This window comes from Desulforamulus putei DSM 12395, assembly GCF_900129195.1.
Lineage (GTDB): Bacteria > Bacillota > Desulfotomaculia > Desulfotomaculales > Desulfotomaculaceae > Desulfotomaculum > Desulfotomaculum putei.
In genome coordinates this window covers 1-18,115 of the sequence record NZ_FQUY01000011.1, presented here as the reverse complement: position 1 = coordinate 18,115, position 18,115 = coordinate 1, and the positions used below count along the sequence as shown (strand labels likewise).

General features: G+C 50.7%; 17 protein-coding genes. 12 read left to right on the top strand and 5 right to left on the bottom strand.

From position 1 onward, the window contains the following. Window positions 1–15 precede the first annotated feature (15 nt). The 3 genes from BUB67_RS08570 to BUB67_RS08560 all read right to left on the bottom strand — a co-directional run bounded on the left by BUB67_RS08570 (window position 16) and on the right by BUB67_RS08560 (window position 3,627). On the bottom strand, window positions 16–864 hold the full coding sequence (locus BUB67_RS08570) for a carbon-nitrogen hydrolase family protein (RefSeq protein ID WP_073238754.1): 849 nt from the start codon (window positions 862–864) through the stop codon (window positions 16–18). A 65-nt stretch (window positions 865–929) separates the two neighbouring features. Next, a complete protein-coding gene (locus tag BUB67_RS08565) occupies window positions 930–2,333 on the bottom strand; it encodes a sensor domain-containing diguanylate cyclase (RefSeq protein WP_238456996.1) in 1,404 nt (467 codons plus the stop codon). A gap of 112 nt (window positions 2,334–2,445) precedes the next feature. Then, complete coding sequence (locus tag BUB67_RS08560) at window positions 2,446–3,627, bottom strand: CapA family protein (protein ID WP_073238967.1); 1,182 nt, start codon at window positions 3,625–3,627, stop codon at window positions 2,446–2,448. A gap of 326 nt (window positions 3,628–3,953) precedes the next feature. Between BUB67_RS08560 and BUB67_RS08555 the strand changes: the two genes are divergently transcribed. The 4 genes from BUB67_RS08555 (at window position 3,954) to BUB67_RS08540 (ending at window position 9,685) form a co-directional block, all read left to right on the top strand. Then, a complete protein-coding gene (locus BUB67_RS08555; protein ID WP_073238748.1) occupies window positions 3,954–5,120 on the top strand; it encodes an iron-containing alcohol dehydrogenase in 1,167 nt (388 codons plus the stop codon). A gap of 172 nt (window positions 5,121–5,292) precedes the next feature. After that, window positions 5,293–6,459, top strand: coding sequence for an iron-containing alcohol dehydrogenase (locus BUB67_RS08550; protein WP_073238745.1), 1,167 nt, complete (start codon window positions 5,293–5,295; stop codon window positions 6,457–6,459). Between the two features lie 14 nt (window positions 6,460–6,473). Beyond that, the gene (locus BUB67_RS08545) at window positions 6,474–8,150 is read left to right on the top strand and encodes a GAF domain-containing sensor histidine kinase (RefSeq protein ID WP_073238742.1); all 1,677 of its coding nucleotides are present in this window, start codon (window positions 6,474–6,476) and stop codon (window positions 8,148–8,150) included. Continuing rightward, on the top strand, window positions 8,150–9,685 hold the full coding sequence (locus BUB67_RS08540) for a sigma-54-dependent transcriptional regulator (RefSeq protein ID WP_073238739.1): 1,536 nt from the start codon (window positions 8,150–8,152) through the stop codon (window positions 9,683–9,685). The genes BUB67_RS08545 and BUB67_RS08540 overlap by 1 nt, the downstream gene beginning before the upstream one ends. 24 nt (window positions 9,686–9,709) lie before the next feature. Here the strand turns inward: BUB67_RS08540 and BUB67_RS08535 are convergent, their stop codons facing one another. Beyond that, window positions 9,710–10,036 carry a MoaD/ThiS family protein gene (locus tag BUB67_RS08535; protein WP_238456995.1) on the bottom strand — a complete coding sequence of 109 codons (327 nt, stop codon included), beginning with the start codon at window positions 10,034–10,036 and terminating at the stop codon, window positions 9,710–9,712. Window positions 10,037–10,316: 280 nt separating this feature from the next. Between BUB67_RS08535 and BUB67_RS08530 the strand changes: the two genes are divergently transcribed. From BUB67_RS08530 to mobB, 8 genes are all read left to right on the top strand, one after another. Beyond that, window positions 10,317–12,047, top strand: a complete 1,731-nt coding sequence (locus tag BUB67_RS08530) for an aldehyde ferredoxin oxidoreductase family protein (RefSeq protein WP_073238736.1) — start codon at window positions 10,317–10,319, stop codon at window positions 12,045–12,047. A gap of 49 nt (window positions 12,048–12,096) precedes the next feature. Next, window positions 12,097–12,333 carry a MoaD/ThiS family protein gene (locus BUB67_RS08525; protein ID WP_073238731.1) on the top strand — a complete coding sequence of 79 codons (237 nt, stop codon included), beginning with the start codon at window positions 12,097–12,099 and terminating at the stop codon, window positions 12,331–12,333. 93 nt (window positions 12,334–12,426) lie between these two features. Beyond that, window positions 12,427–13,125, top strand: a complete 699-nt coding sequence (locus BUB67_RS08520; RefSeq protein WP_073238728.1) for an ABC transporter permease — start codon at window positions 12,427–12,429, stop codon at window positions 13,123–13,125. Next, window positions 13,126–13,890 (top strand): ABC transporter ATP-binding protein, encoded by a 765-nt coding sequence (locus BUB67_RS08515; RefSeq protein WP_073238725.1) that lies wholly within the window; start codon window positions 13,126–13,128, stop codon window positions 13,888–13,890. Window positions 13,891–13,892: 2 nt separating this feature from the next. Beyond that, a complete protein-coding gene (gene moaA, locus BUB67_RS08510; RefSeq protein WP_073238720.1) occupies window positions 13,893–14,870 on the top strand; it encodes a GTP 3',8-cyclase MoaA in 978 nt (325 codons plus the stop codon). A gap of 5 nt (window positions 14,871–14,875) precedes the next feature. Continuing rightward, complete coding sequence (gene moaC / locus BUB67_RS08505) at window positions 14,876–15,370, top strand: cyclic pyranopterin monophosphate synthase MoaC (RefSeq protein ID WP_073238717.1); 495 nt, start codon at window positions 14,876–14,878, stop codon at window positions 15,368–15,370. Next, window positions 15,358–15,795 (top strand): MOSC domain-containing protein, encoded by a 438-nt coding sequence (locus tag BUB67_RS08500; protein ID WP_073238714.1) that lies wholly within the window; start codon window positions 15,358–15,360, stop codon window positions 15,793–15,795. Before moaC ends, BUB67_RS08500 begins: the two co-directional genes overlap by 13 nt. After that, window positions 15,776–17,062: a molybdopterin-guanine dinucleotide biosynthesis protein B gene (gene mobB, locus BUB67_RS08495; protein WP_238456994.1), complete on the top strand. Its 1,287-nt coding sequence runs from the start codon at window positions 15,776–15,778 to the stop codon at window positions 17,060–17,062. The genes BUB67_RS08500 and mobB overlap by 20 nt, the downstream gene beginning before the upstream one ends. 237 nt (window positions 17,063–17,299) lie before the next feature. Here the strand turns inward: mobB and BUB67_RS08490 are convergent, their stop codons facing one another. After that, window positions 17,300–17,488: a hypothetical protein gene (locus BUB67_RS08490; RefSeq protein WP_073238711.1), complete on the bottom strand. Its 189-nt coding sequence runs from the start codon at window positions 17,486–17,488 to the stop codon at window positions 17,300–17,302. Window positions 17,489–18,115: the final 627 nt, after the last annotated feature.

Sequence of the window (18,115 nt, the reverse complement as noted above, 5' to 3'; positions counted from 1 at the left end):
TACCTCCCTTCCATATCAAACATATTCCTTAAAACCACGGCCTATGCCATGGTACACGCTTTCCCGGCGGTGTTTGAGCAGCGGCAACTGCTGCCTGATGCGGCAAAGGTACTGCAGGTCGATATCCGCCGTCAGGACAGCGGGTTTTTCGTCGGCTTGTACCAGCACATCTCCCCAGGGGGTTGTTACCATGGAATGACCGTAAGCCACATAATCCGCCTTTTCATCCCTGGCCGGTGATACGGCGGCAACATAGATTTGATTGTCCAGGGCCCGGGCCCGCATGGTCAGTTCCCAGTGAGCAGGGCCGGTGGTCATGTTGAAGGCAGCAGGCAAAACCAGGAGGTGGATACCCATCAAAGCCATGGTGCGGGATAGTTCGGGAAACCGTATGTCATAACAAATGGCCACACCAACCCGGCAGAAGGGGGTATCAAAAACAGTGACAGTATCACCGGCAGAGAGGGTAGCGGATTCCTTAAAAGTAATGCCGCCCGGGATGTCAATATCAAATAGATGAATTTTGCGGTGACGGGCCAACAGGTTGCCGTCGGGTCCAAACACGAAGGAAGTATTGTAGAGATTTTCTGCTTCTCTTTCCGGAATCGAGCCCCCCACCAGGTAGACGGAATGTTCCCGAGCCAGGTGGGCAAGGATATTGATGGTTTCCCCGGCGGGAAATTCTTCCGCATATGCAGGGAAAAATTTATTCCCGTAGGGGCAATTAAACATTTCCGGCAGGGCCACCAACTGGCAGCCCCCGCTGGCGGCCTCCTTGACTGCCCTGCGGGCATTGTTAAGATTGACAATTTTCTCAGCGGTTACCGGCAATTGGCAGAGACCCAACTTAAAGTTCAATGGCATACCATTACCTCGCTCTGCAGTTTTCATCAGCATAGCACAGAATGTTTTGACAAGTCCAGAAGCCTTTACTCAACTCTGTTTTTTCCTTTTTCTTTGGCCAGGTAAAGAGCTTTATCTGCCCTGTTCAGCAGTTCTTTTTCCTTGCGGCCATCCTTTGGCCATTCAGCAATGCCCATGGAAGTGGTAAAGGGTGGATCAGCAATTTTTACCAAATGAGATCTGAGCTTTTCCCCCGCCACCCGGGCGCCCTCTCTGGGGGTATTGGGGAGCAGCAGCATGAATTCATCCCCGCCGAAGCGGGCCACCGAGTCGGCAGGTCGCAACACTTCCCGGGCGGCTCTGACAAAGGTCTTGAGACATTCGTCCCCAACAGCGTGGCCGTAGGTGTCATTGATTTTTTTAAAGCTGTCAAAATCAATGGCTACCACACAGTGAACCGCCTGTTCCCGAGGATTTTCCACCAATTTCTTGAACCGGTTGGAAAATTCCATGCGGTTGATGGCGCCGGTGAGAGAATCGTGGCTGGCGGCCCAGGTCAATTTTTCATTGGCTTCTTGCAAATCCCGGGTGCGTTCGCGAACTTTTTCTTCCAAAACGGTATTTGCTCTGGCTAATTCTTCCCTGGCTGAGACCAGTTCCAGATATGGGCGTTTGACATTATTTAAAAATATGGCTACGTAAATGAGAACATAGGATGCAAAACGAAACAAGTGTCCTAACAAATTGACAGTATCATATAAACTCTGGTAAGAGGTAAAACACAACTCACTAAAAACTAGAATAATGAGCGTGATGATAATGAATTGCAGGTAACCGTCCATGTGCTTTTTATATAGCCTGAGATAACCAAAAACAGCTGCCAGCAAGATGGCAATGATGAAGTACTCCGTTAATACTTTAGGCTGCGTAAGGCCCTGTCCCTTAATAAACATAACTGGGTAAAGATCCGGATTCCAGGTTACGATGGTAAAAACAAATCCTACTATTGTCAATGTAACTGCCAGCATATAACAGCGAAAGCGTCCGATGAAACAAGTCTTTTTCTTATATAATAAGACACTGACCAGAAAGGTAACAGCCATAATCAGTCGGCCCAAAAGATGATACAGCGTAGCCTTGTTGGCGCAGGCCCTGGTAAAAATGTGAGGCATTCCTTCATAGGAGTAAAAGTGAAACAGATCGATAAAACCCACCGCCAGCAGGCCGAGTCCGATAAAATAACTGTAGTATGAACAGTTATTTAGATAGGAATACCAGGTTACTGTGAAAGTGCTTAAGGCCACAAAAACACAAAAAAATTCTATATTGGTATGAATGGGTAGAAAAACCTCCGGTTGGTAGATTGTTTTTAATCCCAAAAATTCTACAGCGATGAGCAGGGAACTGCAGACAACAGTCACTAACAAGATCTTTAGTCCCAGGTTGGCCATGCGAAGTTTCTGCAGAGTATTTTCTGTTATGCCCAACACAGGTCACCTCTCTTTGCAGTTTTATTCCATAATATGTAAAAAATAATAAAGTGTGAGGGGTGCAACGCAAAAGGAGCCTGGAAATTGGTACCAGACTCCTTTTCGTATGCTATTATATCTTACTTCCTCCCGGGACGTTCCTTGGCGCAATAACCGGGCAGGTGCCGGAGATGAGGGCCGTTGTATCCTGCCATACTTCCTGTAATTTTATAAAATCTTCTTTGGTCAACAGAGGGTCGGTATTGGCCCGGTAATCTTCCATGGCTTTCTGTACCGGTAAGACCCGGTATTTTTTTTGTCCGTTCTTTATATAGGTATCCACCCATACCGGAACATAATCAACTTTTTTTATTGTGACCCGGTCGCCGTTCTTTTCCAGCTCTACATTGGTGATCAAACCACAGTTTGAGTAGCGCCAACTCTGGTTAGAAATAAAATTTCCCAATGAATAGGCCACAAAACACTGTTTTTCCCCATCCTCGGTTGAGGTTTTCCGTAAATCCATGGGTTGAATGACATGAACATGATTGCCCAAAACAATGTCTACGCCCCGTTTAAACAGGTCTTCCACAAGTTTGGTTTGAAACTCGTTGGGATAACGCCGGTATTCCGTGCCAAAATGCAGGCAAGCAATGATGACCTCGGCCCCCCGGGCCTTTAATTTCTCGATATCATCATACATTTTTTGCCCATTGATTAAGTCTACCGCAAATTCCTTTCCCTTTGGCAAAGGGATCCCGTTGGTGCTTTCTGTATAGTTCAGGATGCCAATCTTAATGTTTTTAACTTCCGTCATAAACACTTTACAGGCTTCCTCGGCGCTGCGGTAGGTGCCCACAGGACTCAGACCGGCCGCCTCCAGGTTATTTAAGGTATTGACAATCCCTGGCCAGCCCCGGTCCAGGCTGTGGTTATTGGCGGTAAGAACCACATCAACCCCCAGGTCCTTCATGTCATAGGCCAGCGCTGCGGGCGTATTAAAGGCGGGGTAGCCGGAGAAGCCAAACTCCTTGCCGGCCAGCCTGGTTTCAAGGTTGACGATGGTTAGGTCCGGGCTGCTTAAGAGATCCTTCACTTCATAAAAAATAGGCTTAAAATCATAGGAGCCGTCCGGCAATTTGGCTGATTGGACCACCGGCATGTGCATTAAGAAATCTCCTGCAGCGGCAATGGTAACCCTTTGCGGTGGGGAGGGAGTCGGTCCGGCAGAGGACTCAGGAGGGGTGTCGGCGGTGACAGTACCGCACCCCAGCAGGGCAAGGGAGAAAGCGAGGGTTAATAAAAGAGTTTTCATCAATTTAAGATCACATCCTGGCGTTTTTGATCACCTATTCGCCGTCTGGTCCATTAGTCCTGCCGGAGAAAAAATGTTCAAGCTTAGAGCATTGTTCTGTTTTGGCACGTGTCCCTTGTCCTGATAACGCACATGAAGGAATTTTGACAGTGACAGGCCCCTTTTATCTAGTAAAGAATACATGTCCATAGTCGCAATATACAGTAAAGTTAGAAAATTTTATGAATAATGAATTGTTTGGCACAGACTTTGCTTTATAAATGGACAAGTAAAACAAAGGGGAGATACCCCAAAAAAATAAATTTAAATTAAGGAGGAGTTCTTTCATGGCATTAGGCGAACAGGTTTACGGTTATTTTATTCCCACGGTTAACCTCATGGGTGTTGGAGCCCACAAGGAGATCCCCAACCAGGTGAAGACCCTTGGCGGCAGCAACGTCCTGATCGTTACCGATGCTTTTCTGGGGCGCCCCGGCGGTATGGCCGATGACATCAAAGCCATGCTGGAAGCTGAAGGCATTAAGGTTACCGTTTATGCCGGCGCTGAGCCGAATCCCACCGATATCAACGTGCATGACGGCTTAAAGGTATATCAAGAGTGCGGCGCTGACATGATCCTCTCCCTGGGCGGCGGCAGCTCCCACGACTGTGCCAAAGGGATCGGCCTGGTGGCCACAAACGGCGGCCACATCCGTGACTTTGAAGGCATCAACAAGAGCAGCAAGCCGATGCCTCCCTTTATCGCCGTAAACACCACCGCCGGCACTGCTTCTGAAATGACTCGTTTCTGCATTATTACCAACACCAGCAATAAAGTGAAAATGGCCATTGTGGACTGGCGCTGCACTCCCAACGTAGCCATCAACGACCCGCTGTTAATGGTTGGTATGCCCCCGGCTCTGACTGCTGCCACCGGTATGGATGCGCTGACCCACGCCGTTGAGGCCTATGTATCCACCATTGCTACCCCGGTAACCGATTCCGCCGCTTTAATGGCCATCAAACTGATCTCTCAAAACCTGCGTCAAGCTGTAGCCAACGGCCAAAACATGGAGGCCCGTGACAAGATGGCTTATGCCGAGTTCTTAGCCGGTATGGCCTTTAACAACGCATCCCTGGGTTATGTTCACGCCATGGCTCACCAACTGGGCGGCTTTTATAATCTGCCCCACGGCGTATGCAACGCTATTCTGCTGCCTCACGTTGAAGCCTTCAACCTGATCGCATGCCCCGAACGCTTTGTTGACATTGCCGTGGCCATGGGTGAGAACGTAGAAGGACTATCTGTTCGTGAAGCTGCCGACAAGGCCCTGGCCGCCATCAAGAAGCTGTCTGCCGATATCGGTATTCCTTCCGGCTTAGCCGAGCTGGGTGTAAAGGAAGAGGACCTGAAGATTATGGCAGAAAACGCCATGAAGGATGCTTGCAGCTTTACCAACCCGAGAACCGCCACCCTGGAGGATGTCATTGGCATCTTCAAGGCTGCTATGTAAATACTGCCATCATAAACCCCTATATTATATATTCTGTTCTGACAGGTGGGATCTTTGCCCACCTGTTTTTTTCCGCAGTGCAGGGATGAAAACTTTTTTGGAGAATATGTTTTATTGGGATTTGAGACGGAGGATTAAAGTTTCTTAGAATATTCCGGAGGTATCAAAGGCCATGCCCAAAAACAGTTTACTAAACATCAGTAAATTCGTTGCCCCCGAGGTGATCTTTGGCCTGGGAGCCTTGAGTCAGGTGGGGGAAAGCGCTGCCCGGTTGGGGATTAAAAAGGCATTTTTAGTCAGCGACCAAGGGGTGATGGAGGCCGGTTGGGTGGAGAAAGCCCTGGCCTTTCTCAAAGAAGTGGGCATTGGTTCTTATGTCTGGTACGGCTTGACCACCAACCCAAAGGATTGTGAAGTGGCAGAGGGCGCCGGTCATTACCTGGCCAGCGGCTGTGACGGAATTGTGGCGGTGGGCGGCGGCAGTCCCATTGACGTGGCCAAAGCCATTGCCATTTTGGCCACCAACGGCGGGCAAATTAAAGACTACGAAGGGGTCAACAAAATATCCTCCCCGCTGCCGCCCATGGTCATGGTATCCAGTACCGGCGGATCCGGCGCCGATGTATCCCAGTTTTCCATGATTGTTGAAAAACAAAGACAGGTTAAAATGGCTATTATCTCCAAGTCATTGATTCCGGATATCGCCATTGTGGACCCGTCTTTATTGCAAACCATGAGCGCGCGCTTGACCGCCGCCACCGGCGTGGATGCCTTGAGCCACGCCATCGAGGCCTATGTATCCCTGGCTGCCACGCCCCTGACGGATGTCCATGCCCTGGCGGCCATTCGTCTTATCTCTGCCAACCTGCGGGAATCCGTAGCCTGCAGGACCAACCTGGAGGCCAAGTCAGCCATGGCCATGGCCAGTCTACAGGCCGGGCTGGCTTTTTCCAACGCCATTTTGGGGGCCACCCATGCCATGACGCACCAGGTGGACGGCCTACTGGACCTGCATCATGGCGAAACCAACGGGATTTTGCTCCCCTATGTTATGGAATTTAACATGATTTCCTGCGGCGAAAAGTTTGTCAATATCGCAGAAGCCATGGGAGTGCAAACCACCGGGCTGGGCAAATGGAAGGCGGCTGAAAGGGGAATCGCCGCGGTGCGCAGGCTGTTCAGGGATATTGGCATACCGGAAAGGCTGTCCCAAGTGGGCATGAAAGAGGAACATATCCAGAAACTTAGTTTGAATGCCCTCAAGGACGCCTGCTTGGTGACCAATCCCAGGGACTGCAGCGCCGATGAAATTGAAGATTTGTACAGAAGGGCCCTTTAAAGGGGGAGTGCCTGATGTTTGATGACAAATTAACCATTATTCAGAATTTAACAGGGGTTAACTCTTCCAAACTTAACTATTACCTGGAAGTTCAACGTTCCAACGAGCAGATTAAGATACAGATCAATCGATTGGAACTTCTGCACCAGTTAATCAAAGATATCAATATTGACATGTCTCTGGCGGATATTGTGGAACGAGTTTACAACAAACTCCCCCAGGCTGTGCCCTGCTGTTTTTTGGGGTTAGCCCTGGCCAAAGGAGACCGGTTGGTCATGACTGCGGCCATACCGGACAACCGGCGCCTTGGGCAGCCGGTGCCCGGGACATCGATACTCTGGAAGTGCTATACCGAACGCCAGCGGCTTCTCTATAACCTGAACACTGAAGGGGAGCGTGTAAGCTCATCGGAGGATGTGCAGGACCCGGTGGAGAGCTGGGGCCTCAAGTCGGCTGCCATTGTGCCGCTGCAGGTGAGAAACCAGGTCATCGGGGTGTTCATTGTCGGCGATAATCAGGATTTTACCTACGGCAGTTCCGAGCTGGCCTTTATCGAACAATTGGCGGATCAGCTGGCCATTTGTATTGAGAACGCCAGGCTGTACAAAGAAGTATCCAAGGGAAAACAAGAATGGGAGGCAACCTTTAGAGCGGTTCCCGACCCCATCTTTTTGATTGATAAGAGTTATAATGTGCTCCGTCATAATCATAGAAACAATAATATTGTCCCGGGTATTGATGACCAGGAGGAAAAGCCCAAGTGTTACAGTATCCTGTGGAAAAGAAATACGCCCTGCGAAAATTGCAGTATGGAGGAAGTTCACCGGACCGGCAAAGGAGTTTACCGGCAGATCCAGAACGATGGAACCATTTTTGATGCTTTTTATTACCCCATGATTGACTCCGGTGGAGAAACCTATGCTGTGATTCTTCATGCAAAGGATGTCACCGAGAAGGTAAAAATGGAGGCCCAACTGGTGCAGTCGGCTAAAATGGTTGCCATCGGGGAAATGGCCGCCGGGGTGGCTCACGAGCTGAACAGCCCCATGACCGTGATTATCGGCACTGCCCAAATGATGCAACGGGACATGGGCAGCGAAGACCCCCGGGCTGAGTGGTTGGATGACATTATCAGCTGCGGCATGCGGTGCAAAAAAATCATTCAAAACCTGCTTTCCTTCTCCCGGCAGGGACAATTCTCTTTTGCGGAAACCAATATTAATGAACAGGTGGAGAAAGTATTAAGCCTCATTCATTACCAGATTAACCGTAACAATATTGAGATCGTGAAAAATTTGGACCCAAACATTCCCAGTGTGATGGCCAACGGGCATCAATTGCAGCAGGTGCTCATAAACTTGCTGCTGAATGCCCGGGATGCCCTGGAAGAAACCGAAGGGGAGAAATGCATCTCCATCTGCACGGGAATTGAGACGGAGCAGGACAAGGAATGGGCGGTCATTGCCGTAAAGGATAACGGCTGCGGTATCGATCCGGATAACCTGAATAAGATCTTTAACCCCTTTTATACCAGCAAGGAAGCCAGCAAAGGCACTGGCCTGGGACTTTCGGTCAGTTTAGGCATCGCTCAATCCCACGGAGGCACCATTAAAGTGGAAAGCCGGCCGGGGTTGGGTAGTACATTTCGATTCCTGCTACCCTTGAAACATGAAAATGGGGGTGAGACCTGATGGTCAGTGCACCGGGCATCCTGATTATTGACGATGAACAACCTGTAGGAAAATTTTTTACCAGGCTGCTGCGGACCAAAGGTTACCGCATCGGTGTAGCCGGCTCGGGAGCGCAAGCCCATGAACTCATTGCCCGTGAAAATTATGACGTGGCTATGGTGGACTTGAAACTGCCGGATGCTGATGGGTTGAGCCTGCTGCAGCATATTAAATCGGTACAACCCCAGTGCGAAGTGATCATCATGACCGGCTACAGCACCACCCGGACCGCGGTGAAAGCTATCCAATTTGGCGCCTTTGATTATATAGAAAAACCCTTTGACGATATCGCATTGGTTGAGCAGCTAATTGAAAAGGCGATGCTGTTTGGGAAAACAACCGGACAACCGGGCAGGAGTTCCTATAGCTGGAGCGAAGTGGCGGAGCAGATTGGTTTTCAGGTGGGGAAAACGCCCCAGATGATCAAACTGGTGAATATTGCCGAGCGCATTGCCACCAAGGATATTAACGTCTTAATTCACGGCGAAACCGGCACCGGTAAAGAAGTCCTGGCCCGGTTTATCCACGCAGCCAGCCACCGGAGGGATAAACCTTTTTTAGCCATTAACTGCGGAGCGCTGCCGGAAAACCTGTTGGAGAGTGAATTGTTTGGACACGAAAAGGGCTCCTTTACCGGGGCCAGCGTCCAGCGGAAAGGGATCTTTGAATTAGCCAACAACGGCACGTTATTTCTGGATGAAATCGGGGAAGCCAGTCTGGCCATTCAGGTGAAACTCCTGAGAGTTCTCGAGACCGGAGAATTTTTAAGGGTTGGCGGTGAGAAACCCGTTAAAACAAATGTGAGGATCATTGCCGCCACCAACGTTGATTTGGAGGAAGCGGTAAGTCAAAAACATTTTCGAGAGGATTTATTTTACCGGTTAGATGTGGTCCGTTTGGAACTGCCGCCCCTCCGGGAAAGGAAAGAGGATATTCCGCAGTTTGTGGAACATTTTATTCATAGATTCTGGGATAAAAATGCCGGTCCGGCGCCAACCTTTTCTCCTTCCTGCCTGGAAGCCCTGCTGAATTACCATTGGCCGGGAAATGTCCGCGAGCTGGCCAATGCCGTAGAACAAGCTTTGGCCCTGTGCGACGGCAGCATGGTGCTGCCGGAACACCTGTCCGGGAAAATTAACGGGCAGCTCTTGCAAGCCGGCAGGCCCGAAATGAGGGAATTACCAAAGGGCAGCGAAGATTTTTCGCCTGTTTTGACCATCGAACCGGAACATTTAGAGCAGTTGGACGAGGAGAGCTTGCTGAATTTATACCGGAAAGTGCAAACCCTTTACAGGGCTTTACACCGCACCATGGGGAAAAAAGGAATAACGGCTGTTTTTCCCATTTCCATGCAAGAAATGGAAGCACGGGCCATCGAAGAAACGCTGGAATTTTTCAACGGCAATGTCAGTATGAGCGCCAGGGCGCTGGGAATTGGCCGTAACACTTTGTATCGCAAGGCAAAGGAATATAACATTCATATAAGCGGTTCATAAAAATGAGGGGGTGTCCCCTCATTTTTATTGATCCTTTTTTCCCACAATACCTAAAATCACCCTGTAGGGGCCCGGTGTGCCCGGGGGGAGGATGGCCACCCTGTCACCGGGTTTAATAAAGTACGACAAACTGCAAACCGAGCCGTTTACCATAATGGCCTCCACATCATCCTGCTGTATGGCTAATTGTTCCAGAAGTTGGTAACCGGTGAGGCCGTCTCCCACCTCGTACATTTCCGGAAAGCCAAAACCCTTTTCTTTCATAACTGCCTGAAGTTTGGCAAAGCCCCTTAATTCAATGGCTCCCAAGGACAGCACCTCCTGCACCCAGTCTTTTACAATTAAACACACGCAATATCTTCTCCCATTATATAACGAAAATGTACTCTTTTCCTGTGGTATTTTGACACAGCTGTTTTACTTTGGAACGAAAGGTTGTACCATTTTGGCTGTTTTTTGAGATTTCAGAAAGCTTCGGCCTATGGTACATTGTTTGCATTTAACTATGGAATTCAAAGACATCAATAGAAAGGGGGCCAACTCCGAAAAATATTTTGAATATAAATAAAAGCAGGAAAAGTCGAACACGAATCGAATTAGTTAGGTATTATAAATTAAGGAGGGATATGCTGTGCCAAAGTTTTTACGGATTGACATGAGTAAAAAGCAAGTCAAATGGGAAGATTGTCCCGAGAAGTACTTGGGTCTGGGCGGTAGGGCGCTGACCTCGCAACTGGTATTGGATGAAGTTCCTCCGACCTGTCATCCCCTGGGTGAGTTTAACAAATTAGTCATCGCACCTGGTTTATTATCTGGCACCAATGCTCCTTCTTCGGGCCGACTGTCTGTTGGCGGCAAGAGCCCCTTGACCGGTGGCATCAAGGAGTCCAACGCCGGCGGCATTTGCTCTCAGAAACTTGCCAACCTGGACATTAAAGCCATTATTATAGAAGGTAAGCCTGCCGAGAAGGGCACCTGGATGGTAAAAATCTCTCCCGAAGGCGCAGAATTACTGCCTGCCGACGACCTGGCCATGAAGGGCACCTATGAAGTGACCGCCATCCTCCGGGAGCGCTACGGCAGTAAAGTTGGCGTCATTTGCATTGGCCCCGCCGGTGAAATGATGCTGATGGGCGCCGGTGTAACCAACAATGACAGCGACGGCAACTCCAGCCGTTACGCCGGCCGTGGCGGGCTGGGCGCAGTCATGGGCTCCAAGGGCATCAAGGCTATCGTGGTGGATGCTCCCAAGACCTTCGACGTTCCCGTTAAGGACAAAGAGCGCTTCTCCGCCGCTGCCAAGAAATTTGCCAAGATCCTTATGGATCACCCCGTTACCGGTGAAGGTCTGCCCAACTTCGGTACCAACGTGCTGATGAACATTATCAACGAAGCCGGCACCCTGCCTGTCCGCAACTTTGGTAATGTCGGACGTTTTGATAAGGCCAATAACGTTGGCGGCGAAACCTTAGCAGAAGTTGCCAAGGCCCGCGGCGGTAAAGCAACCCACGCTTGCCACCCCGGTTGCGTTATGCGCTGCTCCAACGTATATCCCATGCCCGACGGTAAAGTTTGTGCTCCCATCGAGTATGAAACCGCTTGGTGCTTTGGTCCCAACCTGGAAATCAGTGATCTGGACGTCGTTGCCAAACTGAACTACCTCTGCAATGATATCGGTCTCGACACCATTGAAATGGGTGTTGCTCTGGGCGTATTAATGGAGGCCGGCGTCATTCCCTTCGGTGACGGCGAAGCTGCCATCAAGGCCCTGGAAGAAGTGGGCAAGGGAACCCCTGCCGGCCGCATCTTAGGCAACGGCGCCGTGTTTGTCGGTAAAGCCTATGGCGTAACCAGAGTTCCTGCGGTTAAGGGACAGGGCATCCCCGCTTACGATCCCAGATCCTGCAAAGGTAACGGTGTTACCTACGCTACTTCCCCCATGGGCGGCGACCACACCGCCGGTTATGCCGTAACCGCCAACATCCTGAAAGTGGGCGGTTATGTAGATCCTACCAAGCCGGAAGGCCAGGTAGAACTGTCCAGAAACCTGCAAATTGCCACCGCAGCCGTGGATGCTACCGGCCTGTGCCTGTTTGTGGCCTTTGCTGTACTGGATAATCCCGAAGGCCTGCCCACCATCGTTGAGATGCTCAACGCCCAATATGGTCTGGAACTGACCGTTGACAGCGTGGTTGAACTTGGCAAGAGCATCCTGAAGAACGAGCGCGAATTTAATGCTAGGGCCGGCTTCACCAACGCGGATGATCGCCTGCCGGAATTCTTCTACACCGATAAACTGGCTCCGCACAACACTGTATTCGACGTTACCGATGAAGAGTTAGACTCTGTATTTAATTTCTAGTTCAGAGACAGACTATTTGTAGTATAATAAACTTTGAGGTGACCTGGACATGGTAATTGAGTTAAGGGTATATACAGGCCTGGAAAAATATACGGGGACTCGTTACGGCGAGTTAATCACGTTACAATTGGCTGAGGGAACCACCGTCCGGGATGTTATCAAGCGATATGGGATCCCGGAGGAGGAAGTGTTCAGCGCATTGATAAACGGCTTGCATAAGCCCTTTGACACTGTTTTACAAGACGGTGACCGGGTTGCCCTTTTCCCGCCGGTGGGCGGCGGCTAAACCGACCAGGGAAGTCAGGGGCAGGGGAAATTTCCTCTGCCCTTGTGCAACAAGTCGTTATGCTTATTCAAACATAATGGTGGTGGCTGGTTAGTGGACGTATTCCTGAATGGATTTGTGATGGCCGTTAAACTTCTACTGGCCGGAGACAAAGAAATTATCGAAATTGCCTTATTAACCTTAAAGGTTTCCGGTACTGCCACTTTGATTGCGGTTTTCATCGGTGTTCCCATAGGCTTTCTCCTGGCCCTGACTTCCTTCCCCGGCAGAAACCTTTTGGTGAGTATCATCAATTACGGTATGGGTTTGCCACCCGTGGTGGTGGGTCTGGTGGTATGGTTGTTGCTCAGCCGGTATGGCCCCTTCGGCATGCTGGGACTGTTGTATACGCCCGCCGCCATGGTTGTTGCCCAGGGAATCATTGCCTTTCCCATTGTGACCGGGTTTACGTTGGCCGCCTTTCAGCAGCTGCACCCTAAATTAATGCTGCAGATTTTATCCCTGGGGGCTTCCCGGCTGCAGCTGCTCTGGCTGATGGCCAGGGAGGCCCGCATGGGGCTGCTGGCGGCGGTGATGGCCGGTTTTGGGGGAGCCGTTTCCGAAGTGGGTGCCTCCATGATGGTGGGCGGCAACCTGGTTGGATCTACCAGGACGCTGACCACCGCCACGGTGCTGGCGGTTAATAAAGGCCAGCAGGAACTGGGAATAGCTTTCAGTATAATCCTTTTATTCATCGCTTTTGCCGTCACAGTGATTCTGACCACGGCCCAACAGCGGGGGAGGTGTCCCTGAGTGGTTGTTTTAGAAGCAAAGGATATCAAGTTTATTAAAAATGGCAGAAGGATTCTGGATATTGACACTTTCACTTTGCGTGAAGGTGAAGTGACGGCCCTCATCGGTGTCAACGGGGCGGGAAAAACCTCTTTCATGCAAATCCTGGCTCTGCTGCAACAGCCAACCTCCGGGCAGGTGCTGTTTAAAGGGGAGCCCGCCGGTAAAAAAAACCTGCTGCCATTACGGAAAAGGATGGCCTTTGTGTTTCAACAACCCCTGTTGTTGGACATGACAGTGCGCGAAAATATAGAAACAGGTCTCCGGTTACGCAAGGTAGCCAAAAAAGAAATTGACCGGCGGGTGGCGTTGTGGCTGGAAAAACTGGATATCCAACACCTGGCCGATGGCCCTGTTCGTTTTCTCTCCGGTGGGGAGGCCCAGCGGGTCAGCATTGCCCGGGCCCTGGCCCTGGAGCCGGAAGTGTTGTTTTTGGATGAACCTTTTACAGGTCTGGATAGCCCCACCCGGGGACAACTGCTGTTAGACATGGCAAAATTGCTGCAAGGAACGAAAATGGCGACCTTGTTTGTTACCCATGATTATGCAGAGATCCCATACCTGGCTCACCGGTTGGCGGTGTTAGACCAGGGACGAATCATTCAAACCGGTACGCCCCGGCAAATTTATGAGCGTCCCAAAAACCAGGCCGTGGCAAGACTGCTCCAGTGGGTACCGTTTAGAAGTGAGATGCCACTTCTCATTTCTCAAAAAAGGGGGCATTAAAAATGATGGATGATTATAAAAGAAATATCAATTACCTCCGCATATCCGTGACCGACCGGTGCAATTTGCGCTGTGTGTACTGCATGCCCCCGGAAGGGGTGAAACAAACCCCCCACTGGGAAATATTAAGCCTGGAAGAAATCAGCCGGGTGGTGGATGCGGCATCGGACATCGGCATTCGGAAAATTCGCATTACCGGCGGTGAACCGCTGGTGAGGAAAAATATCTTGGAGTTGTTTCAAGCAATTTCTGCCAACCCTGCCATTGATGATCTCTCCATCACCACCAACGGGGTGCTGTTTGCAGACATGGCAGAGGATTTAAAGAAAGCCGGTTTAAAACGGGTTAACTTCAGTTTGGACAGCCTGGTGCCTGAAAATTTTAAGGATATTACCCGGGTGGGAAAATTTGATGATGTCTGGCGGGGCATCCGGAAAGCATTGGAACTTGAGCTTCATCCGGTAAAATTAAACGTTGTGGCGGTCCGGGGGGTCAATGATGGGGAGTTTGCGGATTTTGCCCGTTTAAGCAGGGAAATGCCGCTGCATATTCGATTTATCGAATTAATGCCCATCGGAGAATGCAACCCCTGGGCGGTGGGGAATTTTATTTCCGCCGAAGAAATTATACAGCGCTTGCAGCAGGAGTTCGGTCCCCTGGAGACACAAATCAAGGTGACCGGCAGCGGACCGGCCAAATATTACCGGTTGCCCGGCGCCAGGGGAACCATTGGTTTTATTACCGCCATCAGCGAACATTTTTGCGGCAGCTGCAACCGCCTGCGCCTGACCGCCAACGGGCAGCTTCGTCCCTGTCTGTACGGCAACCAGGAATTTGACCTGAAGACCCCTTTAAGAAACGGCGCCGGCAGACAGGAACTGGCGGCATTAATGGCGAAGGCTATTCGACACAAGCCTGGCCGGCACCACATGCAAGACGGTTGGACGGACCGCAGGGTGATGAGCCAGATAGGAGGATAAAGAACATGTCCCAGTTAACACACTTTGACGCCAGGGGCAATGCCCGCATGGTGGACATTACGGAGAAGAAGGAAACCCACCGGGTGGCAGAAGTACGGGGGGAAGTCATGATGTCTCCGTCCACCCTGGAGTTGATTCAACAGGGCGGCATGGCCAAGGGAGATGTCCTGGGGGTGGCCAGGGTTGCCGGCATTATGGCAGCCAAAAACACCCCCGGTTTAATCCCCATGGCCCATCCCATTATGATTACCGGGGTGAACATTGACTTTCAATTTGTGCCGCCCAATGTGGTGGAGATCCGGGGGATCGTTAAGACCGACGGCAAAACAGGGGTGGAGATGGAAGCCCTTACCGCCGTCAGTGTAGCCGCATTGACCATCTACGACATGTGTAAAGCGGTGGACAAGTCGATAGTGATCCAAAATATTCGGTTGGTACACAAAAGCGGCGGCAAGAGCGTCGATTTTTTACGGGAGGGAGAGAAACCATGGGAAAAATAGTGGCAGTTTGCACCAGTCCGAAAAAGGGAATGCGGAAGAAAAACGTAGGCGAAGGTATTCTGGTGGTGGAACACGGGCTGCAGGGAGATGCCCATGTGGGGGATTGGCACCGCCAGGTAAGTTTACTGGCCATGGAAAGTATTGAAAAAATGCGCCGGATGGGGCTAAAGGTGGGGCCGGGTGACTTTGCCGAGAATTTAACCACCGAGGGCATTGACCTGGTTTCTCTGCCGGTTGGCACCAAACTGAAGATAGGTGAGAGCGCCCTGGGTGAAGTGACGCAAATCGGCAAAGAATGCCACACCCGTTGTGCCATTTATCACCAGGCCGGGGACTGTGTCATGCCAAAGGAAGGCATTTTTATCCGGGTCCTGCAGGGGGGACCTGTAAAGGTAGGGGACTCCATTGACATCGTACAGGCTTAAAACAACGCCACCGCCGGTTGTTTCCCTGGTGGGTTGTTCCAATTCGGGGAAAACCACCTTTTTGGAAAAGTTGATCCGGGAATTAAAATTCCGCGGGTATCTTGTCGGTACCGTTAAACACCACCGGGGCGTCTTTGCGTTTGATATTGAAGGCAAAGATACCTGGCGGCATGCCCAAGCCGGGGCAGACACTGTGGCATTGGCCACGCCCACCGGCTTTGGTCTGGTAAAAAAACTGGAGCAGGAACTGTCACTGGCCGAGATTCTCGAGTATATGTCCGGGGTGGACATCGTCTTGCTTGAAGGCTTTAAAAAAGGCCCCCAACCCAAGATTGAGTTGGTTCGGTCCGAGATCTCCGGTTCGCCGGTCTGTTCTCCGGAAGAACTGACAGCTGTGGTCAGCGACCTGCCGCTGGAACTGGGAATTCCCCGTTTTGCCTTAACGGATACCGCCGGTGTGGCAGACCTGATTGAGGAGCGTTTTCTTAAAGGGTTCGGAGATGTCAACAGACAGGCGTTAAGCCACCAGCAGAAAAAACGCTATCACCGCAACATCATGCTGCCCGGCGTGGGAGAGCAGGGACAGCTGAAGCTGCTGAAGTCCTCGGCTCTGGTGGTGGGAGCCGGGGGTTTGGGCTCGCCGGTGGCTTACTACCTAGCGGCAGCCGGCATTGGCCGGTTGGGTTTGGCGGACGCCGATGCCGTGGATTTTTCCAACCTGCAGCGGCAGATTCTGCATGCCACCGCGGATGTGGGCCGGCTGAAAGTGGAGTCTGCCCGGGAAAAACTTTCAGCCATCAACCCGGACATCCAGGTGGAGGTCTACCCCTACCGTATTTGCCAGGACAATGCGGCGGAGCTGGTGAGGCAGTACGACATCGTGGTGGATGCCACAGATAACCTGGAAAGCCGGTATTACCTGAACCGGGCCTGTATATCCGCAGGCAAACCCTTTATATACGGCGGCGTTCTCTCCATGGTGGGCCAGGTTCTGACCGTCTTGCCGGGCCGGGGTCCCTGCTTCCGCTGCATTTTCCGGGAACTCCCTGCCGCCAAGGCTGTGAAATCCACCGCCGAAGTGGGGATTTTAGGTTCGGTGGCGGGTATCATCGGCTGCATTCAAGCCACCGAAGCGGTCAAATTTCTGCTTGGCCAGGGCGACCTACTGGTGGGCCGCCTGCTGACCATGGACGCATTGTCCATGACCTTTCAAGAAGTTGAAGTTAAACGGGATCCCGCCTGTCCCGAATGTGGTCACCTGGGTTGAGCAGAATACCTGGGCCCTGGGGGCGGGGAACAGAACGCAACGGCCTCTATGGAACAGCAAACGGCCGCCATGGAAGAGGTTACCGGGACTGCGGAAACCCTCAGTAAACTGTCGGACGAACTGAGGGGATTGGTTGTTCAATTTAAGGTATAAGAACAGAGCAAAGTAAAAAACCCAGGTTTGCCTGGGTTTTTACTTATGATGAGGTGCAGGCGCTCGGGTTTTGTTTTGACTGCATTACTCCAGACCTGGCTTTACGGTGAGGCTGTAAATCATCTGGCCGAAGCAATCACAAAGAATTTCCGGCTCGCATTTAGCAGGTTTAACGGCCTGTTTTTTCTTGGGCTTGGAATTTTGTATTTTTTGTAACACAACCAGTTCATAGAAACGAAACAAGCTAGTGCCGTTTTTCACTTTGTCAGTCATAAATCATCATCCCCTCACTAGCTCAAGACAGCTGTTTTAAAAAGGGTACCACACATGTCGAGGGGTCACAAGGAGATGAGGCAAAGAAACACTAGCAAAAACAGTTTAATAATTTTGAATAATAAGACAGGGAGATCTACCTGGCCGGTTGGCCTTTGCCCGTGGGCGCTAAAACAGGTAGGCCTGCAAGTAAAAGGAAAAAACTATAAGCCACTAGCAGACTTGGTAAAGAAAAAAACTCCAGCCAGCCGCCTCCGATCAGGGGGCCTATCAGATAGCCCAAAGAAAAGGCGGTATTGTAGATAACAAAGGCTGCCCCATAGCTGGCATCCACCTTTATACTATCCTGAAAATTAAAGCAACATGGCCATGAAAAAGACAATAACAAACTAACCCGGACTAACCTTTTTTTAAAAACACGGTTCCGGATAGCAGAAGGATAATATGTTAACCAAGAGAAATTAGGCTACTGATTCAACAATGACCTTGACTCCAAGCGATTCTAGCTTCTTGATGGACTGCTTAATAACAGTATCACGTTTGCGTTCTTCATAATAAGATGGACCAAGCTCAATATATGGCTGCTTACGTTTTAAAATATGGTAGACTATGGTTAAGATGCTATGG